Here is a 23,326-nt window from a genome sequence, read left to right as displayed (position 1 = left end):
GGGTTTTGACCTGGGGTTTTACACCGCTACCGCGCGGTAATCAGCTCCGGATTAGAAATATTGAACTCGGCACCCTCGCGTTGCAAAACGGTTTCAAAGGCCAGTGACTTATTCGCATTGTCTTCTGAGGCGCCCCACACCACGCGGCGGTTGTCGTGTAACCGCAGCACGAATGAGTAGCGGCCATTCGCCTCCAAAGCAGCAACTTGCGCACGCGCACCACTGCTTATCGACGCCGCGATCGCCACAGCTTCCCGCATCTGCTCCTTGTTCTCGACGTCGACCCCCACGAGCTCCATCGCCCCAACCGGCGGTTCAGCGATCAGAAAATCCTTGCCCTCAGTATCGATCAGATGCGCCCCGTCCGGCTGCTGCAAATACGCCACTGCGACACGCTCTTTCAGATCGACCCGCACAGTGCTTGGCCAGTCGCGGTGCACCGTGACAACGTCCACCCACGGGTCCTGCACGATGTTCTCAGCAGCACGGCGCACCTTGACCAGCCCCATAGGCGTGCCCAGCTCAATGTCGGACTGGGCTTGCACTGCCTCGGGCGTGAGCACGTCGTTGCCATCAACAACCACACCCTTCACCGGCATCAACGGTGTAAACGGCAACGCAATTCCGCACACAGCGAGACCAGCGATGACAGCTCCCGCGATAGCGAAGCGACGCTTGCGCTTGCTCTTGCTACGCGTTTGAGCGTCCTCATCACCAAACTCGTCGAGGTGGTCCGACTCGAAGGCTTCATGCTCTGTCTGCTCTGTCACGCTAAACCTCCGCCTGCCTAAGTTGCGCGAGGATCTCATCGGCGAGCATTGTCACCGACCCAGCGCCCATCGTTAGGATGACGTCCCCAGGACGAACCATTGATGCCAGTGTCACCGGTACTGCGAGGAAATTGGGCTCAAGCACTACCGGCACCGAGCTATCCATCTTGTCAGTAATGAGCCTGCTGGTCACATCTTCAACGGGCGCTTCGCGTGCGCCGAAGATGTCCAGCACCATGACGACATCCGCGAGTGAGAGGGCGTCAGCAAACTCTTGGGCAAAGTTCTGTGTGCGCGAGTACAGGTGCGGTTGGAAGCACACAACGACGCGCGCACCCTTGCCCTCAGACTCGACTTTCTCCCGCGCCGCCGTCAACACTGCGGTGACCTCGGTGGGGTGGTGCGCGTAGTCGTCGTAGACACGGGTACCTGCGAACGGCCCGTCCTCTACGAGGCCCTTAAACTCGAAGCGGCGCCGGACACCGGAGAACCCGCTCAGCCCCGCTGCGATCCGTTCAGGTTCCGCACCCGCCAGCGTCGAGGACAACAGCGCGGCCAGGGAGTTGAGCACCATGTGCCGACCAGGGATCGACAGGCGGTAGGAGTACTCAGCAGATGTGCCACCGGTGTTGAGTCGAGCACGCACGTCGACGTAGGAGCCGTCGATACGCTCTTCTATAACTACTGCACCTGCGGGAATATCTGGGTGCGCTGCAGCCGCTACTTCAGTGCCGTAGCCGACGACGTTGATGCCGCGCTGCAATGCGCGCTCACCACAGCTTGCAGCGTGCTCGTCATCCATACAAACGACGAGGAAACCGCCGGGCTGCACGCGATCGGCGAAGTCGTCGAACACCTTGAAGTATGCCTCGTGCGTGCCGAAGTAGTCCAGGTGGTCAGGCTCAATGTTGGTGATAACGGCGATATTTGGCTTGTAGCGAAGCAACGAAGCATCGGACTCGTCCGCCTCCGCCACGAAAATATCGCCCGCACCGTGGTGAGCATTGGTGCCGGCCTTGTTGAGCTGGCCGCCAATCGCAAAGGAAGGGTCCTCCCCCGCAGCCTGCAACGCCACCACGGTCATGGACGTCGTGGACGTCTTGCCGTGCGTGCCTGCTAGCAGGAGCTGCGTGTAACCGTCCATCAACTCGCCGAGCAGATCTGAGCGGCGAATCACAGGAATCCCTTCCTCCTTCGCACGCACCAACTCCGGATTATCTTTCGGAATCGCAGCAAAGCTGGTGACCACGACGGTCGGAAGTTGCCCCGTCAGCTCGAGGTTCGCGGCGTCGTGTCCGACTGCGACCTGTGCACCTTGCGAGCGCAACGCACGCACTGGACGGGAGTCTTTCACATCGGACCCGGTCACTACTGCCCCGCGGTCAAGCAGGATGTGGGCGACACCGCTCATGCCAGCGCCACCGATACCAACCAGATGTACGCGGGAAAGATCCACAGAACCAGGCGCGGTGGTGTGTTCGGAAGACATGACGGTGTTACTCCTTTGTGATAGTCGCAATGATCCGTGCAGCGAGATCTTCTGCCACACTACCCGCGCCAGAGTGCTCGAGCGCTTCTCGCATGCGCTGCATGTGCTCTGGCCGACCCAAAATCTCGTTGACGCTGCGGGCAAGCGCGTCTGGGGTGAGCTCGGCGTCGTCGATACGCATTGCCGCCCCGGTAGCTACCAGGTGCGCCGAGTTAAGCCCCTGTTCGCCGTTGCCGTGCGGCAGTGGGATGTAAACGGCTGGCAGGCCAGCGGCTGAGTTTTCCGCCACGGTCATGGCGCCGGAGCGACACACAACCATGTCCGCCACGGCATACGCAGCTTCCATGTCGTCGATGTACGGCACCGCCGTGTAGCCTTCGTGTGGCTTCGGGGCGTCGTTCTTTCTGCCGTAGGCGTGCAGCACCTGGTACCCGCGCGCCGTGATGTCCTCGATGGCCCCGGCAACAGCCCGGTTGATGCTCACCGCACCCTGGGACCCACCGGTAATCAGAACCACCGGCTTGTCCGGATCAAGGTCCCACATCTTGTACCCACGCAGCGCTTTCGCTCCATCCGTATCGACGCCCACTCCCGGACGCACCGGGATCCCCACGACATCACCCGGCATCCCCGAGTTCGCCACGGCGTTAATCCCGACACCACCTAGCTTGACGCCAAGCTTATTGGCCATGCCCGCCAACGCGTTCGTTTCCAAGACGAAAAATGGTAGGCGCAACGATGCCGCGGCAAGGTACGCAGACGCCGACACATAGCCACCCGTACCAAAGACTGCCTCAGCCTTTGAATCCTTCATCACCTTCCGTGTTTGGTGCACGGAACGCGCAAGTTTGAACGGTACGCCAAGAAGCTTCCATGGCTTCTTGCGCGGGATCGGCACAGGGTCAATGAGTTGAAGGTTAAAGCCGCGCGCGGGGACGATAGTGGTTTCCAGGCCACGCTCAGTTCCGAGCGCAACCACATTTGCGCCGTACTGTTCGCGAAGCACCTCGCCTACCGCGAGTGCCGGTTCAATATGGCCCGCGGTGCCTCCCCCTGCGAGCACCACTGTGTGCTGGGTCTTGTCCATGATGGATCCCGTCCTTTCCTTTTCGACGGCCACCTAACGGTACCGGCGTCGCTCTGATTGGTTCGGTCGTGGTCTCCGTTGCGTTACCTCGACATTCCTGGTGGGCCGGGGCGAGTGCCGCTGAGCACGGTCGTCTGGGGCAACTCGGTGAGCAACAGGCACTCCGTACCGTTGCTCTCGGCGTGACTGCTCATGTGTACGAGTTCGCTCCGCGCGAGTCGCGCGCAGCTGTGCCGTCGCCTTCGGCTCCGGGACGAACAGCATTCTGTCGAAGCGTGGGCGCCCGTAGTTCTGCATGGCCGAGACTGCGTCGGGCTCGTGGCGGGCAATGGAGGCCAGCATGCCCATCGACCACAAGGTAATCACTGCCGAGGTACCACCGGCGGACAACATCGGCAGCTGAATACCCGTCACCGGCACAAGGCCGACGACGTACCCGATGTTAATGAACGCCTGCGAAACTACGCCTGCTGTTAACGAGGCAGCGGCGAGTCCCTGGAACGATGTCTGTGCGCGTTGCGCAGTGCGCAAACCGAAGTAGCCAAGGGCAGCAAACAGGGCGATCACCATAATGCCGCCCCACATACCGAGCTCTTCGCCGATGACGGCGAAGATGAAGTCGTTTCGAGCCTCTGGGAGGTAGAACCACTTCGCGCGGGACTGTCCGAGGCCGACGCCGAAGAGGGAGCCGTCGGCAAGAGAAAGGAATCCTTGGTGCGTCTGGAACGCAGCACCGCGAGTATCGCTGAAGTTTCCGAACAGCGCCTCGAAGTAGACGTGGAAGCGTTGCGAGCGGAAGCCGCCAAGCAGGAACAACATGACCGCTGCAGCACCGATGAGCCCGCAGAGGATGCCGATGGCCTTGAGCGGGAAGCCTGCGAACCACAGCACAAAGATCACGATGGCGGCAAACGACATGGTCATGCCGGCGTCACCCTGCTTCGCAATCAGGAGGATGCACACGCCCGCTCCAAGCAAGAACTGTGCGGTCGGCGACTGCCACGCAGGCGCCGATGCTGGCGGCTGCTTCTTCGACAGCACCGCAGCACCCCAAATTGCAATAGCCACACGGGCGAACTCAGAAGGCTGCATCGTCAACGAGCCGAACATCAGCCACGATTGCGAACCGACTTCCTCACGCCCGGTGCCGATTAGCAGCACCAGTACCAGCAGGAACACCGCGAAGAGGAATAGTGGCGTGGCCAGCTTCCGGATGCGCTCGGGCGGGATCATCAGCGAAACCCAAAACAAGACAAGGCCCGCCAGCACCATCAGGGATTGCCGAAGCGCAGTCGACCACACACTGCTCGAAGCAGCGAACGATGACGCCATCGACGAGCTCATCACCATCACGACGCCCAACGCAGCCAGCACCAGCACCACGGTCCGAATCACGGTGTAGTCAATGAGGGGCCGCTGCTCAAGCGCCGCAATGAACGACGTATGTGCCCGGCCCAGTGCGCTTTGAGGCACGTCGCGGGTGCCAGTCTTTGGCGCACGCGCCGGCGGTTGCTGTCGACGATTTCGCTTCATGGCACCTCATTACCCTTCGCTTCGAACACTGCTGTGTCTCAAGTTACTGTAGTGAAAAGTGTCGCCTGGCGGCCGCACGAAACGCGTCGCCGCGCGCAGACATACCCGGATACATGTCCAGGCTCGCGGCAGCCGGTGCCAGCACAACGCTATCGCCAGGCTGCGCATGCTCTCCAGCAAAGCGAACCACGGCGTCCATTGCCACCTCGGGGTCAGTCGAGTCAGTCGCAAAGATAGGCAGGTCAGGTGCCAGCCGCTTGACGGCGTCGTAAATTTCCATGCGGTCGACCCCAAGCAGCGCTACGGCACGCATGTGCCCCACATGTTTTTCGACGACCTCATCAATCGCAGCGCCCTTCAGCTGACCACCTGCAACCCACACGACGGTGCCCGCCCCGGTCAACGCCGAATCAGCCGCGTGCGGGTTCGTCGCCTTCGAGTTGTCGATCCACCGAACGCCGTTCGCCTCGTGGACCACGGCTCCGCGATGCCCCGCAACGTGGAAGCCTGCGAGTGCTTCACGAATCTCAGAGGATGTCGCACCACACAGCAACGCCACGGCAGCGGCGGCGCCTGCGTCCAGCACGCCTGCAGCACCCGCGGGTTCAATGCCATTCGTATCTGCCAGTTGAAGGACCGAGCCGTCGCGGCGCGCAACGAGCTTGCCGTCGATAACACCGACCTGGCCCTCTTCGGGCTGGCCGAGCGTAAAACCGAAGAATTGCTTGCGGTCATTCTGTGCCACGATCGCTTGCACGTGCTCGTCATCGGTGCCGACCACGGCGTTCGGGGCTTTGAGCACCTTCGCCTTCGCAGCCGCATACGCCTCGAATGAGCCGTGCCAGTCAATGTGGTCGTCCGCAAGGTTGAGTAGAACTGCCGCGTTGGGAACGAGCTGGCTCGACCAATGCAACTGGAAACTGGACAGCTCGGCCACGAGCACATCGACACGCTGGGGATCCACCACCGCGTCAGCCACGGCGGTACCGATGTTGCCGCACGCCAGCGCACGCTTACCAGTGCGGGCAGATGCCTCCTGCATCATGGCTGCGAGCATGCCAGTGGTGGTGGTTTTACCGTTCGTGCCTGTCACAACGAGCCACTCGCGCGGTGGCCCGAACACGCCCGCGCGATCCAACCGGTAGCACAGCTCGACATCACCGATGACATCGAGTTGGGCCGAGGCGGCGTCGACAAGCAGCGGCGTGTCGGGCCTCCACCCTGGAGACGTCACTACTACCCCGACCTCACCGAAGTACTCGTGTGCCAGCTGCGTATCGACGGCCCGCACTCCCCACGTGCGCTCAGCGAACTCGCGGTTTTCCTCGCTGTCGTCCGCGACGATGCATGGAACGCCGACCTGCTGGAGCATGCCGAGCACCCCTCGGCCCGAAACGCCCGCACCAGCCAGCAGCACGCCGCGGGAAATCTCTGCGGGGATCACACTCGTATCGATCATGACAGCGTCACTCCGTTCTGTGTGAGCCATTCACCGTAGAAAATTGCGGTGCCGAGCGCGACCGCCATCGCAGCGATGAGCCAGAACCGCACAACCACGGTTGTCTCCGCCCAGCCGCCTTGCTCAAAGTGGTGGTGGAACGGCGCCATCCGGAACACGCGCTTGCCGGTGGACTTAAACGATGCCACCTGGATGACCACCGAGGCTGCCTCGAGCACGAAGAGTGCGCCAATGATGATCATCAGAAGCTCGGTCTTGGATGCCACTGACAGGCCCGCTACGAGGCCACCGAGCGCCAGCGAACCAGTATCACCCATGAAAATCTTGGCCGGGGACGCGTTCCACCACAGGAATCCAACGCAGGCACCGAAGCCTGCAGCCGCAAGCACCGCCAAGTCAAGCGGGTCGCGGACGTTGTAGCAGCCCGCTGCCAGCGCTGCCTCGCAAGAGTTCCGGAACTGCCAGAACGTGATCATGGTGTACGCGCCCATCACCAGAGCAGTCGTACCAGCGGCCAGTCCGTCGAGCCCGTCGGTGAGGTTCACCGCGTTCGACCAAGCAGCCAGCAGAATGTAGATAAAGATCAGGAACAGAATTGCGCCAAGGATTCCACCGCCGACCGCGATGTCAATCGTTTCGATATCGCGCACAAAACTCAGCAGGGTCGAGCCTGGCGTCAAGCCGTTCTCGTCAGGAAATCGCGTGATCAGCAGGCCGAAAACAATCGCAATTGCAAACTGGGACACAAGCTTCGCGGTCTTGTTCAAACCGAGATTGCGCTTCATGAAGAGTTTAATGCCGTCGTCGGCAAGCCCGACCAAGCCAAGCGCCAATGTCAAGCCCAACACGATGACGCCGCTCGCGGTAAACGCCGCGTGGTTAGTGGCCAGCGCGACAATCGAGCTAGCCAAATAGCCCAGTGTGATCGCGAGCAAAATAGCGATGCCACCCATCGTTGGGGTGCCGCGCTTCCGCGCGTGCGACTGCGGCCCGTCCTCCCGAATTTCCTGGCCGATCTCGCGGCGGTGGAAATACCGAATCAACAAAGGTGTGACAAAAATGGAAACGAGGAAGCTAATAACTCCTGCGACAATTACTTGAATCATGTGAGACTGCTACCTTGCTTCATTCTCATTGGTTGACTTACTTTGACTGTCAAGCGTACGGGTGCGCATGAGTTGTTCAGCCACCACCCACAACTTTTGGGCGTTCGACGCTTTGACCAGCACCACTGCTGGCGGAGGTGTGGCAGTGGCAATCGTAGCTTCAACAGCGTTGCTTGCCTCGGCACTATCGGCAACAGACTGTGTGGCGATGCCCTGCTGCTGTGCCGCTTGCGCCAGCGATTCCATCGCGTCACTTTGCCCCACTGCTACAAGGTCCGTGATGTTGTGCTTTACCAGTTCTGCGGCCAGCTCGGCGTGGGCTGACGCGGACTCCTCGCCGAGCTCGCCCATCTCACCGAGCACCGCAATCGATCGCGCCCCCGGGTGTGCGGCAGCCGTCGACGCAAGCGCTGCGATACCGGCACGCATCGATTCAGGGTTTGCGTTGTACGCGTCGTTAATGACAGTCACGCCATCCTCGCGGGTGCGCACATCCATGCGGTTCACGGATACGGTCCGTGCCTGGCTCAGCGCTGCCGCGATCGCTTCAGGCTGCATGCCCGCGCCGAAACCGACTGCCGCCGCAGCAAGCGCGTTGCCAACCTGGTGGGCGCCGTGCACGCCCAAGCGAACTCGGTGCTGTTGCCCGTCTGGCGTGTGCATCACAAACGATGCTCGGGCAACCTCGTCCAATGAGATGTCCGTAGCAAAAAAGTCTGCTTCGGGCGATCCCTCAGCCGAAAACATCCACACCTTCGCAGTTGTGCGGGGGCGCATACCTGCAACAAATGGGTCATCGGCGTTCAAGATGGCGATTCCACCGTGATCCGCATCAGGGAGTGATTCGACTAACTCGCCCTTCGCCTGAGCAATCGCCTCGCGCGAGCCAAACTCCCCAAGGTGTGCGGAGCCAACGTTGAGCACCACGCCGATTGATGGCGGGGCAATCTTTGCAAGATGCGCGATGTGCCCAATGCCCCTCGCGGACATCTCCGCCACCAAAAACGCCGTCTCCTGTGTGCAGCGCAGCACCGTGTACGGGTGACCGATCTCGTTATTAAAGGATCCCGGAGGAGCCACGGTCTCGCCTTTGTGGCGAAGCACCGCAGCGATCAGGTCTTTCGTCGAGGTCTTCCCCGCCGATCCTGTCACGCCGACAATTGTGAGTCCGTGTTCGCGAACTAGGCGGCGAGCCACGTGCGCTGCGAGCTTCGAAAAGCCCGCGACAACACCGAGTGCACTGCCCGTTGGGTCACTCGCAGCCAAGTCAGAGTTGTCATCTGGCCGAAGCTCGGCGCACGGAACGATCACCGCAGGAGCACCCACGTCGCGCGTGGTGAGCGCGGCTACCGCACCCTGCTCCAATGCCGTGCCGATGAAGTCGTGTCCATCAACCCTCGCGCCTTTCAGCGCAAGGAAAAGGTCGCCCTCAGACACCTTTCGCGAATCAAACTCGACGCCACCCGATACTTTCGCCTCGGGGTCCGCCTCCTTCGACAGCGTTCCCCCGACGATCTCGGCGATCTCACCCAACGAACATGCAATCATTATCTACTGTTACCTCGCGAAAGTTTCTAGGGCGCGACGCATCTCTTCCCGATCATCGAAGTGGTGCGTCGTAGTGCCAACAATCTGGCCGACTTCATGCCCCTTGCCAACGACAATGACCGCATCTCCCGGCTGTGCCCACTGCACCAAAGCGTCAATCGCCGCAGCGCGGTCGCCGATTTCACGCACCTCCGGGTGGTGGGGAGCATCCGCGAGTTCCAATGCACCACGCAGCACCTCCGCGCGGATCGATGCTGGGTCCTCTGTACGCGGGTTATCATCAGTCACCACTACGAAGTCAGCACGCTGCGCAGATTCGCGGCCCATAATGACGCGTTTCGACGCATCCCTGTCCCCGCCGGCGCCAACAGCAATGCCGACGCGTCCAGCCACTTGCTTTCGGAGCGTATCCAGCACGGCCGCGATGGCCGCAGGCTTATGCGCGTAGTCCACGACTGCAACAAACGGTTGCCCGCAGTCGATGCGTTCCATACGTCCAGGGACCTGCGCTTTTGATAGGCCCTTCATGAATGCATCTACATCAACGTCGGCGGTGTACGCCATAGCGGTTGCCAAGGCAGCGTTAGCCACGTTGAACGCGCCCGGCATTTGCAGCGTCAACGTGTGGGTCGAAGTGGGCGTCGATAAGGAAATCTCTTGCGCGCCAGTCTTGTCTGCGGACAGCTGCTTCGCGCTCACGTCGACCCCAGCCTGCCCGTGGGTGCCAACGCGAACCGGGTGCTGTGCCCGGTCAGCCATGCGCTCGCCCCACTCGTCATCGACGCAAACTACCGCGCGTTTCGCGGCACTGCGCGACGTCGGGTCAAAGAAGAGCGCCTTCGCCTCAAAGTACTCCTCCATTGTTTTATGGAAATCCAGGTGATCCTGGCTCAGGTTTGTAAACCCAGCGACATCGAAAGACGTGCCACTCACCCTGCCAAGCATGAGCGCGTGGGAAGAAACCTCCATCACTACGTGCGTCACTCCAGCCTGCAGCATGCGGCGGAACAGAGCCTGCAGCGTCGGGGCTTCCGGGGTAGTCAGGGACGTTGGAACGTACTCGCCGAGAATCTTCGTGCCGGTGGTGCCAATCAGACCTACCTTCGCTCCTGCTGCCTCAAGCCCCTTCTCCAGCATGTACGTCACGGTAGTCTTGCCAGACGTGCCGGTAACCCCGAGCAGCGTCATGTGCTCGGATGGGTGACCATACACCTCGGCTGACACATCGCCGAGAACTTCGCGAACGTCTTCGACGACCAGCACCGGCCGCGTTTCCCCTTGGCCCTCGAGGATCTTCGCGCCTGCATTGTCAGTAAAGATGGCGCCCGCTGGGCACTGCTTTGCAAACGTTGCACCATGCACGCGGGTGCCGGGCAAAGCTGCGAACAGTCCGCCTGGGGCAATCTTCGACGAATCGAGTGCAATCTCTTCAATGTGCAGCGGCTGATCTGGGGCGTTGTGGAGCGTCCCACCAGACAGCGCTGCGAGCGCCTCCAGGGTAGGCGCGTTCGGTGTTGTCTGCGTCATGTCATTCATTGTGAAACTTCCCTACTGGGCTTGCAAAACGTACTGGTCCGCTTCTGGGCTAGGTGGCAAGTTCTCCCTATTGATCAACCAGCTGGCGATTTCAGTAAACACCGGACCTGCCGACTGTCCACCGGCTCCGCCTTCTCGTGTACCTCGCTGCGGCTCATCAAGCATGACGGCCACGACAAATCGCGGATCGTTCGCAGGCGCGATGCCAGCAAACGTAATCCAGAACTGGTTTTGCGAGTAGGCGCCAGTCTCAGGATTCACCTTTTGCGCGGTACCAGTCTTGCCCGAAAGCTGATAGCCAGGAAGTTGGCTGTTCTGGGCGGTACCGTTGTTGATCCCTGCCGGGTCGTTTTGGAACGTGGAACGGAACATGTCCACGACTGTGCGTGCCGTCGCCTCCGACACCACACGATGCCGCTCAGGTTCGGGCTGTTCCAGCGGTGTGCCCTCTGCACTTTCAATGCTGCGGATAATGCGAGGCGTAATCCGCTCGCCACCGTTGGCAAGCGTTTGGTAGACGCTGGCCATCTGAAGCGCTGTCCAGCTCATTCCCTGCCCAATTGGTAGGTTCGCAAACGTTCCTCCGGACCACTGCTCTAGCACTGGCAACAGACCGGCGGACTCGTTGGGCAGCTCAATGCCGGTTGTGTTTCCGATTCCGAAGCGCTGCAGGTAATCCCAATAGCGCTCCTCGCCCAGCTTCTGCGCAATCTGCAAGGTGCCCACATTCGAGGACTTCCCGAAGATGCCCGCTGTGGTGTACGGCATCACGCCATGCTCCCACGCGTCGCGCACAGTAATACCAGCCATGTCGATAGAGCCCGGCACTTGGTGTACTTCTTCCGGAGTAGTCACCTTCTCCTCAATTGCCGCAGTCGCTGCGATAATCTTCGCCACGGAACCCGGCTCAAACGGGTGCGAGATCGCGTTGTTGCTGAAGTCCTTCCCTTCGCGCAGCTGCCGTTCGATGTCCCCGTTCGGGTCAATAGTGGAGGTATTCGCCATTGCTAGCACTTCACCACTGCGGGCATCGAGCACTACTGCCTCGGCGTCCTTTGCCAACGAGTTCCGTTTCGCGTTCTCCAGAGTCTGCTGCACAAACGACTGCAGGTCCAGGTCGATCGTCAAGGTGATCTTCGCGCCATCCACCGCGGGTACAACGTCGCGCAGCGTACCGGGGATGGACTGCCCGTCGTTCGACACGTCCTCTGTCTTGCGCCCGTTGATCCCGGTGAGCACCGCATCACTCGATGCTTCAAGCCCAAACTGTCCCTGCCCGTCCATCGACACCTTGCCGAGGATGTTTTCAGCAATCGCCCCGTTCGGGTACTGCCGGATGTCCTGGTGGTCCGAGGCCACGCCGTGGAACTCAGCAGCAATGTTCGACGCCACATCAGGGTCCACGTTCCGGACAAGTACCTCGTAGTTCGAATCCGCGTGCAGCTTCTCGAGGATGTCGCGTGCGTCAACCTTGCCCACACTGCGCATATCGTCATTGTCTCGTCGCCTATCGACGTCCTCTTCGCCCATTGCCTCGCCAATCATGACGGGAATCTCGTTGGCCATCGTGCGCAGAATATCCTCGACTCTCGCGCCAACCATGGCTCGCGTCGCGTCATCGTCGAGATTCGGAATGTTTTCATTGAGCATGACCTGCTCACGCAATTCCTTACGAAGCGTCACCGGCGACACAGTCAACGACCGCGCCTGCATCGTGTACGCCAGGTGGTTACCTTCGCGGTCCACGATCTCACCGCGCCGCGCGGGGTCAGTGTAAATCCTGGCGCGCTGCGATTGCGCCTGCTCGCGCAGCTGTGGGCCCCACACCACCTGCACAAGAAACAGCCTGCCGACCAAAAATACGCTGACTACAAGAAACAGAATTACTGCCCATTGGGACCGCTGGTGCAACACACTTCGCCGTGTCTTAGGCGCTTGAGGTGCTTGCAGGGCACGTGGCCGAGCAGTTCGTTTTCTCCGGTCCGGGTGCGATTCGACCACTGCCCTATATTCACCTCACTCAATTGCATTCAACGGGTAAGAAACGATTCGTGCCCTTAGAGCTTAGAGCGTAGGTGGGACATTCGGCGCATACGGCGCCACGTTGTCCAAACGAGAAGTGCTGCCAAGCACGTTATTGCCAGGAAGCTGCGTCAAAGAATCACCGATTTCGCGAGTTGCTTGCTGGTCACTCGACGCGCGCCCAGATCGTGCGTGAGACTCATTCACGTCCACCACACCGACAGTTGCGTTCGGGTCGAACGGACGCTGCTCATGCACACTGCCATCTTCATGCACCGCAACGATCCCTGGAGCCGATGGAACCAACAGGCCTGCGTCACCTGCACGTTGTGCAATCTCTGCGGATGATTTGCGGTCCTCAAGGTCGCGGGTCAGCGATTCGACACGGTTGGTCAGCTCTCGTTCCTGCGCCTGAAGGCGCTGAATGGTAAACGTTTGCGTCGTCGACAAAGCGCTGAGCCCCATCGCAGCAACAACCCCGAATACCAGCAGTACCACCGTCACTGTGAACGTCAGCGACAACTGTTTCTTAGCGACAGCCGGCTGCGCAATCCTCCTGCCACGGTAGGACACAATCTGCTTCGACCCCAACCGCCCGTGAGTACGCGGGTGTGGGACGTGTGGTCGAATACCCGGGTTGAGCAGTCGAGTGTTCGCGCTACGCTGCTGGCCGGAGCGCCGCGTCTGCGGGCGTGCCTGATCACCGCGCGTCAGCGTCATGTTCGATCCGCTGTACTCTCGTGCTGCCATGATTGATCAGTTCCTTAGTTGCCTTGTGCTAGTTTCTCGACACCACGTACCCGTACGGACGCCGCTCTAGGGTTATGTTCAATTTCAGTTTTCGACGCCTTCTCCGACCCATTTGTGATGGATCGAAACAGCGGCTGCGTACCGGGTAAGTCCATCGGGAGCCCCGGTGGGGTTTTCGACTCCGTGAGTTCCCGAAACGCCGCCTTGACGATTTTGTCTTCCAACGATTGATAGCTCATGAAAACCACACGGCCACCAACTCCTAGGAGGTCAGTAATGACGGGAAGGACCTGCTCGACCGCTTCGAGCTCGCGGTTCACTTCGACTCGCAGCGCCTGGAACGTTCGCTTTGCCGGGTGCCCGCCCGATCTACGTGTGGCTGCCGGAATCGTGTCGTACAGCAGCTCCACCAGACGCGCACTCGTTGTGAATGGCTCCTGTTCACGCTGCTGAACAATCGCCCGAGCAATCTTTCCCGCAAAACGCTCGTCTCCGTACGTCTTCAAAATGCGTGCCAAGTCACCGTGCGAGTAGGTATTCAGCACGTCAGCTGCAGTGAGCGATTGCGTCGTATCCATCCGCATATCTAGCGGGGCATCAATCTTGTACGCGAAACCGCGTTCTTCCTGATCGAGCTGCATCGAAGAAACGCCAAGGTCAAACAGCGCCCCGGCAACTCCATTTTCGCGGACGATGCCGAAAGGCACCCGCTCGTCAGAAGCCGCAACTTCGCCAATTGCGTCAAAACGGGCTTGCACCGGAACAAAACGGTCGCCGAATGGAGCCAGTCGCTGCGTTGCCGCAGCTAACGCGTTTGGGTCTCGGTCGATTCCAATAACGTACGCGTTTGGAAATGTAGAAAGAAAGTACTCAGTGTGGCCGCCTGCGCCGAGGGTGCCGTCGACAATCACTGCGCGATCGCCGAATTGCTCAACTGCTGGTGCGAGCAATTCCACCATCCGGTTACGCATCACGGGAACGTGGCCACGGTTTGCCACCGGATCAAAGTCCATCGCGGCTTCTACCATTGTCGGGCACACTCCCTTCACTGCGTTGTTCTGAAAATTACCTACACCCATGTTTGGGGAGCGTATAGAGCCCTACCCCGGGCGGCTGCTCTGATGTCGGGGAAGTACACCAGAACGCTTCACGCCCGGGATAGAGTCCGTACACGCTCTCCGTCAGTAGTCGATGTCCACTGTCAGGTAGTCAGCCTTACAGCAGACCGGAGAGTATGTCGTCGTCATCCGCCGCCGAGAAGGCAGCTTCAGTCTCTTCTTGATATTGAGCCCAGGATTGTGCATCCCAGATCTCGAGAAAATCTACAGAACCGATAACCACGCACTCCTTTGAAAGGTTTGCGTATTCCCGGTGCGACGCCGACAACGTGATACGACCAGAACCGTCAAGCGTTTGCTCATCCGCACTGGCAGCCAGATTACGAATGAACGCACGAGCCTTCGGGTTCGTGCGGGATGCTGCAGCTGCCTTTTTGGCTCGCGCTGCGAACTCCGCACGGGGGTAGACCGCCAAAGAGTGATCTTGCCCCTTGGTCACCATCAGCCCGTCCGCGAGGTCCTCTCGGAACTTCGCAGGCAGCGTCAAGCGTCCTTTGTCATCAAGCTTGGGAGTGTAGGTTCCCAGAAACATCGGGCGACCCACCTTCCTCTACGCCGTCAGACACGTGATGTATGTAGTTTTCTCTGCTTCGTGCGACAAAGGTGTGTAGTCAGCACACCACCGCGCCTTCCGCTACGCCCCACTTTAACCCACTGTGCCCCACAAATGCCACACCACACACAAAAAAGATTACCGACTTCAACATAACCGCAGGTCAACGAGCAAGAAAACGGTGGGGCTCCCTCCCCCTTTCGCGCTTCACAATAGCCACAATCACCCCACTAGTCGACTAGATACGCAAAGAAATACCCACAAAAGTCCATCTCCGCATACATGTGTGGGCAAAAGTGGAGACTGTGGGTGAAAGTGGGGCGTTTCGCCCAGGCAATAAAAAACGCCCCCAGTAAAGGGGGCGTGGTCCTTCTTTACATTAAGGCCGATCCTCGAACCGGCGCTTAAAGTTCTGCTCCATCGAGCTCACTCGAGGAGACTTCTGCTGGTTCCGGGAAACATTCCGCAACTGCGATACAGATGGGCCATGCGCTGGGGTGCGCAACGCCATGATTCCACCAGCCATCATGACGCCGAACCCGATAACGCTAATGATTACTGTCCAAATGGAAAGCGAGGCAAGCGCAACACCGCCGAGCAACAACACCACTCCAAGCACCATTAACGCAACGCTGCGCATCGTAATCCGGCCTGTGGACGAAGGAGCCGCATAGTCGGCGTTTCGGCCGACGCTTTGCACAAATGAAGGGTCATCTGCCATGAGTGACTGCTCAATTGCGCGGAGTGCTTGCTGCTCCTGTTCAGAAAGTGACACTGCTCTACTCCCAAGCTCCAAAGCGGACGTTGCTATCCATACAACGGCCATCCTAGCGCCTTTGTTCCCCGGGAGACGAGGGCAAGATTGCCCAGGCTAAGCCGCAACACCATTTCCGGCAGGAAGTGCCTCGAGGTAGAACTGTTCCGCCTGCTCAAGTAACTGCGCAACCCTGTCAGCTGGCGGCATATGCTCAATCCCTGAGGCAACGCGGCCGCGTTCCCGCGAGAACGACTCAAACACATTCGCCCACCGCTCACCACCCTTCCCCGTGAGTGCAAGCTTCTTCCACGCGCTCCTTGGCAGCCGCTTTCGCTTCTGAATTACCGGACTATCGGAACACACCGCACCCGCAGTCCGCAGCGCTGCACGGTAGGCATATTCCATAGCCTCGTCGTACGCCCCCTCCTCAAATCGCTCATAGGCATACGTGAGGCAGCCATCGGCGGTTTCAAGAAACTGGTCACGCTTCGATTGACGGACGCGAGCACCGTAAACTTCGTTCGTTGTCGCAGAGATAACGCTGTTCATGTTGATTTCTCCTTCATTTCCCTTTCGCATTTGAGATGAATATAGAAAATGGGTCCGACAAATCCCCCAGAACTTCGCTCATTTGTTCGAATATGGCGAAACTTCCCGGACTCGTGGTTCGATAAAGGCATGAAGACCGAAATCCGCCGACTCACATCGGCCGAGTACCTTCTTGCAACGCCCGCACTCGTCGACCTCTATATAGAGGCCATGGACTACCCGGTCAATGTTCGGGCACAACGCATCTCCTCCTGGCGCCAAGAGGCTCTCTCCCCAGGCTTCACTGCAGTCGCGGCAGTTGCTGACGACACGATCATCGGCATTGCATACGGAATGTTGGGACAGCGTGAACGATGGTGGGATCAGCAGCTCAGGCGGGCGCTTGCCATGCAAGGGGGGCCGTCGAAAAGCGAAAAGGAGTTACTCCAAAGCTACTTTGAGGTCGCTGAAATCCATGTGCTCCCTACCTATCAAGGGAGAGGTATCGGCGCGAGGTTGCTCCGGGAGCTCCTGCGCCTTGCACCGGCAAAATTTGCTCTACTGTCTACCCCTGAGGTCGAGCACGAGGACAACGGTGCGTTCAAGCTCTACCGCAAATTTGGGTTCTCCGACGTCGCACGTAACTACCTCTACCCTGCTGATCCGCGGCCATTTGCGATTCTCGGGCGATCGCTGCCACTCAGCGCCTCACCAATGTTGTAGGTTTGTCGTGGTAACTCGGTAGTCTCTAGGTGCATACGTCTACGACAGATTCTGGAATGGAGCACAACGTGTCTGAAGTATCCTCACAAGGGCCAACGCTCGAGGCCATCCCCGTGCTTGTTGAGGAGCAACTTCGCGTGTTCTTCGACGGCCAGGAATCGGTAGTCGCGGAAATTGGTGCCCCGGTGGAAGACGCAGTGTCTTACCTGCGCAAGTTTGTCCTCGGTGGAGGCAAGCGGATACGGCCACTCTACGGCTGGGCTGGCTTCATCGGCGCAGGAGGGCTCGACCACAGCCAGGAGAACCCCGACGCAGTGCTGCGCGCAGTGAGCTCGCTCGAGTTCATTCAGGCGTGTGCGCTCATCCACGACGACATTATCGACGCCTCCGACACCCGGCGCGGCAACCCAACAGTGCACCGCGCAGTTGAGGCAACGCACCGCAACGAAGGCTATCGTGGTGACGCCGCGTCCTTCGGCGAGCACTCGGCCATTTTGATTGGTGATCTTGCGCTGGTGTGGGCAGAAGACATGTGGCGATACTCGGGGCTCACGAATGATGCCCTCGACCGCGCGGCGAAGCCGTGGGTGGGGATGCGCACTGAGGTGATCGGCGGCCAGCTGCTGGACATCATGTTAGAGGCTAAGGGCAGCGAATCTGTTGAGCTCGCAGACAAGGTGAATCGGTACAAGACCGCTGCGTACACGATTGAACGGCCGCTCCACCTTGGCGCCGCGATTGCCGGCGCACCGGATGCAACGATCGCCGCGTTCCGTGGTTACGGACGTGATATTGGCATTGCGTACCAGCTCCGCGATGACATCCTTGGGGTCTTCGGTGAACCTGAGGTGACCGGCAAGCCGGCTGGCGACGATATCCGTGAGGGCAAGCGCACCGTCTTGTTCGCCACTGCGCTGGCAAACTTGGATGCGTCCGATCCTGCCGCAGCGCAACGCCTTCGCGACGGGATTGGTGTCGCAGCATCACCAGAGGAGCTTTCCGAACTCGCAGGGCTTATTCAAGAAAGTGGCGCCGTCGAGGCAGTAGAGGCGCGCATCGACCGCCTCACTGAATCAGGCCTGCAGCACCTTTCGGACGCAGGGATTGATGATGCAGTTGCGCAGTTCATGCGTGACTTAGCTATCAAAGCCACGGCTAGGCGTATGTAGCAATGAAGTCTCTTTCGCCGACACGACTAGGGCTGCTGGCAAGTATCTTGGTGGCCCTTGGTTCCTTTGGGGCCGGCGCCACCCGCAACCGTGGCGGCGTGATGCGTATGTTGGGCGTCGACAATTTGACGTACGGGCACGGGCGTGCGCTCATGGACATCACGATGAGCGTCGGCATCGTTTTGTTGTTGCTTGCCTGGCTGTGGCTGTGGCGTACGCGTCCCACCTTCGATACGGTACGGCGCACCACCTGGCTGTGGACCGCACCACTCGCGCTGAGCGCACCGATGCTCTCGCGCGACGTGTACTCCTATCTGATGCAAGGCGCCATGCTTCGCGACGGCTTCGACCCATACTCAGAAGGTGCGGCCGTCAACCCCGGCCCGCTGCTGTGGGAAGTCTCGCACGACTGGCGCAACACCACCACCCCGTACGGTCCGCTGCACCTGGGGTTAGGCAAGCTGATCACACTGGTAACTGGCGATAGTGTAGGCGCCGGCATTGTTGCATATCGGCTCCTAGCGCTGGCGGGTTTCGCGCTGATTATCATCACGGTCCCGAAAATTGCGCAGCAGCTCGGCGGCGACAGTGCATTTGCGCTCTGGATTGGAGCGACGAACCCCTTGATGCTGCTGCATATGGTTGGCGGCATGCACAACGAGGCCGTGATGGTGGGGCTCGTCAGCGTCGGCATCGTGTGGGCACTACGCCGCCCAGCAACCTTCGCCACTTTTAGTGGCGCCATCGCTGTGGTGGCTGTTGCGGTCTCGCTCAAGGCCACGGCTGCCGTGGCGATGCCTTTCATCGTGTGGCTGATGGTTGCCCATTTCGCGGGTGCATCAGCATCTGTGCTTAAGAAGTGCGGCGTGTTCATCCTCGCCACGGCTTGGTCAATCGTGCTGACGGGCGGGGTGCTTTATGTTGTCACCGCGGCGTCTGGCGCGTCGTGGGGCTGGCTGGCTGAGATCTCCGGCAACTCGAAGGTGATCAACCCGTTGGCAGGGCCCACGCTGGTCACCGAGATACTCACTCCCGGGTTCCAGCTTTTCGACGACCACTTCTACTACAACAGCCTGCTCGTTGTCGTGCGCGCGGCCGCTTCCATCCTGATGTTGGTGGCGTTAGCCGTTGTGTGGTGGTGGTTCCGCCCGAAACCAGGTGCAGCGAATGACGTGCGCGCTGTCCAGGGCACGACCGCCGCGTACGTCGCCGCGTTCATCACGAATGCGGTCACGCTCCCCTGGTACTACGCATCGATTTTGGCACTCGTGGGAACTTTCCGGGCACCGCGGTGGGTGCAACAGGCCGCCGTGGGCGCGAGCGTAATCATCGTGCTGGCGTTTACAGGCGGCGGTAACCACCGCTTTTACGATGCCTGGTTCCTCGTCGCGGCACCGTTCGTGGCCTTTGCAGCAGTGCTTGCGGTGTGGCCGTTCAAGCAGGCTAAAACGCCATCGCCTGTGCTCGGCGAATAACTTCGCGGGCACCATGGCCGTGCAGCGCGTCGATTGGACGGCCGCTCAGTGATTCATCGGGGGTAAATAGGTACTGGAGCGACTCTTCGGGGGAAAAGCCGCCGTCCGCAAGCACGGTGATCGCCCCGCTGATGAACTTTGACATCTCGCCGTCCGCCAGCAGGAGCGCAGGAATGTAATTCACGCCGTCCTTGCGGTAAACGAGGAGCTTGTCGGCGTGAACATAGTCGTGGATTTTTGTGACTGGAACGCCGAGTGTTTCCGCAACTTCGGGAAAGGTCAGCAGTTCATCGTGTTCGAGCAAAGAATCAATAGTCTGTTGAGCACTCACGACCGACAGTTTACGCGTCGAGAGCACGTTTGGGCCATACTGGAGCGCATGGCACAGCTCGCAGTTGGAGACACGCTGGACAACCGGTACATCATCGATCGCCCCATCGCACGCGGTGGCATGGCGACGGTATACCGCTGCGTCGATACGCGTTTAGGCCGTGAAGTTGCCGCCAAGGTGATGCACGAGTCCTACGTGCATGACAGCGTGTTTCGTGAGAGGTTTCGTCGAGAAGCTCGGGCGATGGCCCAGCTTTCCCACCCCAACCTAGTCAACGTGTACGACTTCGCTGCCCAAGGCGAACCCACGAACCAAGTATTTTTAATCATGGAGCTCATCACCGGTGGAACACTGCGTGAGCTGCTCGCCGAGCGCGGTCCCATGCCACCGCACGCCGCCGCCGAGGTAATGCGGGCTGTGCTCACTGGCCTCGCGGTCGCGCACCAAAAAGGAATGGTGCACCGCGATATCAAACCGGACAATATCCTGATTAACAGCGATCACAGTGTCAAGCTTGCGGACTTCGGCCTTGTGCGCGCAGTCTCAGACATCACGCATTCCACCGACCAGATCGTAGGTACGGTCGCCTACCTCTCCCCCGAGCAAGTGGACGGTTCACCGATCACGCAGGCCTCCGACGTCTATTCCGCAGGCATCGTGCTCTTTGAGCTACTCACCGGCCAGCAGCCCTTCAACGGCGATACCCCCATCGCGCACGCCTTCGCACGGCTACATGATGTGGTGCCCGCGCCCAGCTCTCGGATCGGAGGCGTACCAAAGCTTTTCGACGAACTCGTGGCCACCGCCACCGCGACCGACCCCCACGACCGCTTCCATGACGCATCGGAGTTCCTCGCTGCGCTCAACGACGTAGCGGACGCGCTTGAGCTACCACCCTACGCGGTACCAGTACCAAGGCATTCCGCAGCGAATCGTGCCGCAGCTCACCCCACGCAGTTTCGCCTCCGGCCGAATTCAACAGATGATTCCCCGAGAACACGTGTGGATGCGCCGACAGTCCAGCCCCCGGCGCCTGCACCGCCACCACCACAGGTACCAGCCCCGGCTCCACCGCAAGCCCCGCTTTCCCCGGCGCGACCTCGCAAGCCGGTGAGCAACCGCTCGGGAATCGGCCTGGCAGTTTTCCTAGTGTTCAGCGCAATCTGCACAGGCTTGGTTGCGGTGGGCGGCTGGTGGCTCGGGTCCGGCATGTACGGCGAGATTCCGCAGATCCTCCTACCGATGCCCTAAGGCGCCACCACCGCGCGCAATCTTAGTAGCGCAACATCTCCGCTACGAGGAAGGCCAACTCGAGTGCCTGCTCAGTGTTCAAGCGCGGGTCGCAGGCAGATTCGTAGCGGCCTGGCAGGTCAACGTCAGTGATGTCCTGCGCACCGCCGAGGCACTCGGTGACCGCCTCGCCGGTCAGCTCAATGTGGATGCCACCCGGGTGCGTGCCCAACTGACGGTGCACCTCGAAGAAGCCCTGGACCTCATCCAGAATCTTGTCAAAGTGCCTGGTCTTGTAACCATTTGACGCCGTAAACGTGTTGCCGTGCATCGGGTCGCTTTGCCAAATCACCTTATGACGAGATGCCTCGACGGCATTGACGATGCCTGGCAACACTTCGCGAATCTTGTCGTGCCCCATCCGGATCACCATCGTCAAACGGCCAGGCTCGAAATTCGGGTCGAGCTTATCCGCGTACGCCACGGCTTCTTCCGGAGTGGTCGTCGGCCCCAACTTGATGCCGATCGGGTTATCGATCATCGCGGCGAAGTTCACATGGAAGTCATCGAGATCTCGGGTGCGCTCGCCGATCCACAGCTGATGCGCGGACAGGTCATACAGCCGCGTCTCCCCCTGATCGTCTTCGGCGAGGCGCAGCATAGCGCGCTCGTAGTCCACAAGCAGAGCTTCGTGGGAGGCGTAAATCTCCGAGGTCCGGAGGTGTTCGTCGCTCACGCCACAAGCATCCATGAAGGCAAGCGAGCGCGAAATCTCACGGCCGAGCGCCTCGTAGCGTGCACCCGCCGGAGAGTTGGTCACAAACTCGCGGTTCCAAGTGTTGATGTTGTGCAGGTCCGCGGTACCGGACGCAGTAAGTGCACGAACCAGGTTCATAGCCGCAGACGCATTTGCGTACGCGCGGACCATGCGAGCGGGATCATGGCGACGCGCCTCCGGAGTCGGTTCGACGCCATTGACGATGTCACCGCGGTAATTCGGCAAGCCGTTACCGTCGAGATCTGATGAACGTGGCTTTGCGTACTGCCCGGCGATACGCCCGAGCTTCACTACGGGCATCGACGCGCCGTACGTCAACACTGCCGCCATCTGCAGGAGTGTACGCACGTTAGCGCGGATATGAGGCTCTGTGTTGGACTCAAATGTCTCCGCGCAGTCACCCCCCTGAAGCAAAAACGCTTCACCGTTAGCGACCTTCGCCATTTTCTGCTTGAGCTCTTCAACCTCTGGGGCAAGAACTACCGGCGGTACAGATTCGAGAATCTTCCGCACATACTCAGCCTCATGACGGTCCCAGCTCGGCTGCTGCTTTGCGTCACGCGACAACGCGTCCTGGAACTGTGCATTGAGGTCTCCTGGAAGCGGTGGCAAATCGGGGAGAACTTCTTTGGGGATATCTACTGTCCAACTCACACTTAATGTTTAGCACGAAGCAGCGACGAATACCACAACTTTGCGGCGCGAATACCTGCACAGACTCAAAGTATGAAATGCGCGTCTCACGATCTAGACGCGCGGCCAAGCCGGTCAAGCGGCAAATACTCCGCGCATACGCGGTACTTCTTCAAGTTATGGCGCGCATCTACCAATGCATCGTGGTTCCCGCGCGGCACCTGTGGCAATCTCGGTCGCCCCGCCATTTCCCAGTACTGCTTCAGCTCACGAGTAAAGCGCGGAAGGTTCTTCGGCAACCCGGTCATGTCACCCCACAGCTGCGCCAGCACAACGTGATCGTACGCCCCCACCCATGCCCAAAGCTCCGGGGCGGAGCGGGGCGTCGTCAAGAACTCGTAGACCTCACTACGGATCTGCTCCCGCGACTTCCATGCGGGGTGACCAGCACCGGGCAGTTTATCCAAGACATTGTCGCGCACCCACTGATTCGCACGCGCGGCATCAAACTCATTGGACACCGCGTAGTATTCACGACCGTCCTCCGCGACGATGCCGATGGAGACTAGCTCAATGGTCGAGCCGTCTTCGATGAACTCTGTGTCGTAAAAGTAACGCACTAGTTCGCCTCACCCTCCGGGCCCTCAGGTTTGCGTGGCCAAAACATCACCGCTGCAACGAACAGTACGAGTAGCGGCGAAATCACATTCCTGGCTATCTCAAGTTCACTC

Annotated in this window: 20 protein-coding genes and 1 pseudogene; 4 read left to right on the top strand and 17 right to left on the bottom strand. The window is 60.0% G+C overall.

Features of this window, described 5'->3' with window-relative positions; translation table 11 throughout:
• Positions 1-26 precede the first annotated feature (26 nt).
• The 14 genes from QP802_RS00410 to QP802_RS00345 form a co-directional block, all read right to left on the bottom strand.
• Complete coding sequence (locus tag QP802_RS00410; protein ID WP_177224244.1) at positions 27-770, bottom strand: cell division protein FtsQ/DivIB; 744 nt, start codon at positions 768-770, stop codon at positions 27-29.
• Position 771: 1 nt separating this feature from the next.
• On the bottom strand, positions 772-2,259 hold the full coding sequence (gene murC, locus QP802_RS00405; protein ID WP_284817409.1) for a UDP-N-acetylmuramate--L-alanine ligase: 1,488 nt from the start codon (positions 2,257-2,259) through the stop codon (positions 772-774).
• Positions 2,260-2,266: 7 nt separating this feature from the next.
• Positions 2,267-3,346: an undecaprenyldiphospho-muramoylpentapeptide beta-N-acetylglucosaminyltransferase gene (gene murG, locus QP802_RS00400; RefSeq protein WP_256005184.1), complete on the bottom strand. Its 1,080-nt coding sequence runs from the start codon at positions 3,344-3,346 to the stop codon at positions 2,267-2,269.
• 33 nt (positions 3,347-3,379) lie between these two features.
• Entirely contained in the window at positions 3,380-4,879 is a 1,500-nt protein-coding gene (locus tag QP802_RS00395) for an FtsW/RodA/SpoVE family cell cycle protein (protein WP_256041657.1), read from the bottom strand.
• 43 nt (positions 4,880-4,922) lie between these two features.
• Positions 4,923-6,338: a UDP-N-acetylmuramoyl-L-alanine--D-glutamate ligase gene (murD, locus tag QP802_RS00390; RefSeq protein WP_284817408.1), complete on the bottom strand. Its 1,416-nt coding sequence runs from the start codon at positions 6,336-6,338 to the stop codon at positions 4,923-4,925.
• Entirely contained in the window at positions 6,335-7,444 is a 1,110-nt protein-coding gene (mraY, locus tag QP802_RS00385) for a phospho-N-acetylmuramoyl-pentapeptide-transferase (RefSeq protein ID WP_284817407.1), read from the bottom strand. Before mraY ends, murD begins: the two co-directional genes overlap by 4 nt.
• 9 nt (positions 7,445-7,453) lie before the next feature.
• Positions 7,454-8,992: a UDP-N-acetylmuramoyl-tripeptide--D-alanyl-D-alanine ligase gene (locus tag QP802_RS00380; protein WP_284817406.1), complete on the bottom strand. Its 1,539-nt coding sequence runs from the start codon at positions 8,990-8,992 to the stop codon at positions 7,454-7,456.
• A gap of 9 nt (positions 8,993-9,001) precedes the next feature.
• Entirely contained in the window at positions 9,002-10,519 is a 1,518-nt protein-coding gene (locus QP802_RS00375; RefSeq protein WP_070478971.1) for a UDP-N-acetylmuramoyl-L-alanyl-D-glutamate--2,6-diaminopimelate ligase, read from the bottom strand.
• Positions 10,520-10,540: 21 nt separating this feature from the next.
• A complete protein-coding gene (locus tag QP802_RS00370; RefSeq protein ID WP_407933400.1) occupies positions 10,541-12,478 on the bottom strand; it encodes a peptidoglycan D,D-transpeptidase FtsI family protein in 1,938 nt (645 codons plus the stop codon).
• Positions 12,479-12,592: 114 nt separating this feature from the next.
• Positions 12,593-13,300 carry a cell division protein FtsL gene (gene ftsL, locus QP802_RS00365; protein ID WP_070976545.1) on the bottom strand — a complete coding sequence of 236 codons (708 nt, stop codon included), beginning with the start codon at positions 13,298-13,300 and terminating at the stop codon, positions 12,593-12,595.
• A gap of 14 nt (positions 13,301-13,314) precedes the next feature.
• Positions 13,315-14,313: a 16S rRNA (cytosine(1402)-N(4))-methyltransferase RsmH gene (gene rsmH / locus QP802_RS00360; protein ID WP_284817515.1), complete on the bottom strand. Its 999-nt coding sequence runs from the start codon at positions 14,311-14,313 to the stop codon at positions 13,315-13,317.
• A gap of 202 nt (positions 14,314-14,515) precedes the next feature.
• Positions 14,516-14,950, bottom strand: coding sequence for a division/cell wall cluster transcriptional repressor MraZ (mraZ, locus tag QP802_RS00355; protein WP_070362207.1), 435 nt, complete (start codon positions 14,948-14,950; stop codon positions 14,516-14,518).
• Positions 14,951-15,350: 400 nt separating this feature from the next.
• A complete protein-coding gene (locus QP802_RS00350) occupies positions 15,351-15,746 on the bottom strand; it encodes a DUF3040 domain-containing protein (protein ID WP_070478970.1) in 396 nt (131 codons plus the stop codon).
• 96 nt (positions 15,747-15,842) lie between these two features.
• The gene (locus QP802_RS00345; RefSeq protein ID WP_284817404.1) at positions 15,843-16,277 is read right to left on the bottom strand and encodes an SAV_6107 family HEPN domain-containing protein; all 435 of its coding nucleotides are present in this window, start codon (positions 16,275-16,277) and stop codon (positions 15,843-15,845) included.
• Between the two features lie 129 nt (positions 16,278-16,406).
• On the opposite strand from QP802_RS00345, the gene QP802_RS00340 reads away from it, so the two are divergent.
• The 3 genes from QP802_RS00340 to QP802_RS00330 are packed head-to-tail and all read left to right on the top strand — an operon-like array spanning position 16,407 to position 19,623.
• Complete coding sequence (locus QP802_RS00340) at positions 16,407-16,979, top strand: GNAT family N-acetyltransferase (protein ID WP_284817403.1); 573 nt, start codon at positions 16,407-16,409, stop codon at positions 16,977-16,979.
• A gap of 56 nt (positions 16,980-17,035) precedes the next feature.
• Positions 17,036-18,148 (top strand): polyprenyl synthetase family protein, encoded by a 1,113-nt coding sequence (locus QP802_RS00335; protein WP_407933398.1) that lies wholly within the window; start codon positions 17,036-17,038, stop codon positions 18,146-18,148.
• A 2-nt stretch (positions 18,149-18,150) separates the two neighbouring features.
• Positions 18,151-19,623, top strand: a complete 1,473-nt coding sequence (locus QP802_RS00330; RefSeq protein WP_284817402.1) for an alpha-(1->6)-mannopyranosyltransferase A — start codon at positions 18,151-18,153, stop codon at positions 19,621-19,623.
• Here the strand turns inward: QP802_RS00330 and QP802_RS00325 are convergent.
• Positions 19,592-19,954, bottom strand: coding sequence for an Rv2175c family DNA-binding protein (locus QP802_RS00325; RefSeq protein ID WP_240492798.1), 363 nt, complete (start codon positions 19,952-19,954; stop codon positions 19,592-19,594). The genes QP802_RS00330 and QP802_RS00325 overlap by 32 nt on opposite strands.
• Positions 19,955-20,002: 48 nt before the next feature.
• Between QP802_RS00325 and QP802_RS00320 the strand changes: the two are divergent.
• Positions 20,003-21,190 (top strand): annotated as a pseudogene (locus QP802_RS00320) (protein kinase domain-containing protein); the annotation flags it as partial.
• Positions 21,191-21,227: 37 nt separating this feature from the next.
• Here the strand turns inward: QP802_RS00320 and QP802_RS00315 are convergent.
• Complete coding sequence (locus QP802_RS00315) at positions 21,228-22,616, bottom strand: class II 3-deoxy-7-phosphoheptulonate synthase (protein WP_070362200.1); 1,389 nt, start codon at positions 22,614-22,616, stop codon at positions 21,228-21,230.
• 86 nt (positions 22,617-22,702) lie between these two features.
• Positions 22,703-23,215, bottom strand: a complete 513-nt coding sequence (locus tag QP802_RS00310; RefSeq protein ID WP_070478769.1) for a polyadenylate-specific 3'-exoribonuclease AS — start codon at positions 23,213-23,215, stop codon at positions 22,703-22,705.
• Between the last annotated feature and the right edge of the window lie 111 nt (positions 23,216-23,326).

It is taken from the genome of Corynebacterium sp. UMB10119B, assembly GCF_030228125.1.
In the GTDB taxonomy this organism is placed as follows: Bacteria; Actinomycetota; Actinomycetes; order Mycobacteriales; family Mycobacteriaceae; genus Corynebacterium; species Corynebacterium pseudogenitalium.
The sequence above is the reverse complement of the archived record's forward strand: the minus strand, read 5'-3'. Positions and strand labels throughout refer to the sequence as shown.

Coding starts and splice junctions, on each gene's coding strand:
- QP802_RS00380 (WP_284817406.1), bottom strand. CDS start 8,992: ATGATTGCATGTTCGTTGGGTGAGATCGCCGAGATCGTCGGGGGAACG.
- rsmH (WP_284817515.1), bottom strand. CDS start 14,313: ATGGACTTTGATCCGGTGGCAAACCGTGGCCACGTTCCCGTGATGCGT.
- ftsL (WP_070976545.1), bottom strand. CDS start 13,300: ATGGCAGCACGAGAGTACAGCGGATCGAACATGACGCTGACGCGCGGT.
- QP802_RS00345 (WP_284817404.1), bottom strand. CDS start 16,277: ATGAACAGCGTTATCTCTGCGACAACGAACGAAGTTTACGGTGCTCGC.
- QP802_RS00340 (WP_284817403.1), top strand. CDS start 16,407: ATGAAGACCGAAATCCGCCGACTCACATCGGCCGAGTACCTTCTTGCA.
- murD (WP_284817408.1), bottom strand. CDS start 6,338: ATGATCGATACGAGTGTGATCCCCGCAGAGATTTCCCGCGGCGTGCTG.
- murC (WP_284817409.1), bottom strand. CDS start 2,259: ATGTCTTCCGAACACACCACCGCGCCTGGTTCTGTGGATCTTTCCCGC.
- mraZ (WP_070362207.1), bottom strand. CDS start 14,950: ATGTTTCTGGGAACCTACACTCCCAAGCTTGATGACAAAGGACGCTTG.
- murG (WP_256005184.1), bottom strand. CDS start 3,346: ATGGACAAGACCCAGCACACAGTGGTGCTCGCAGGGGGAGGCACCGCG.
- QP802_RS00330 (WP_284817402.1), top strand. CDS start 18,151: ATGAAGTCTCTTTCGCCGACACGACTAGGGCTGCTGGCAAGTATCTTG.
- QP802_RS00335 (WP_407933398.1), top strand. CDS start 17,036: ATGGAGCACAACGTGTCTGAAGTATCCTCACAAGGGCCAACGCTCGAG.
- mraY (WP_284817407.1), bottom strand. CDS start 7,444: ATGATTCAAGTAATTGTCGCAGGAGTTATTAGCTTCCTCGTTTCCATT.
- QP802_RS00375 (WP_070478971.1), bottom strand. CDS start 10,519: ATGACGCAGACAACACCGAACGCGCCTACCCTGGAGGCGCTCGCAGCG.
- QP802_RS00395 (WP_256041657.1), bottom strand. CDS start 4,879: ATGAAGCGAAATCGTCGACAGCAACCGCCGGCGCGTGCGCCAAAGACT.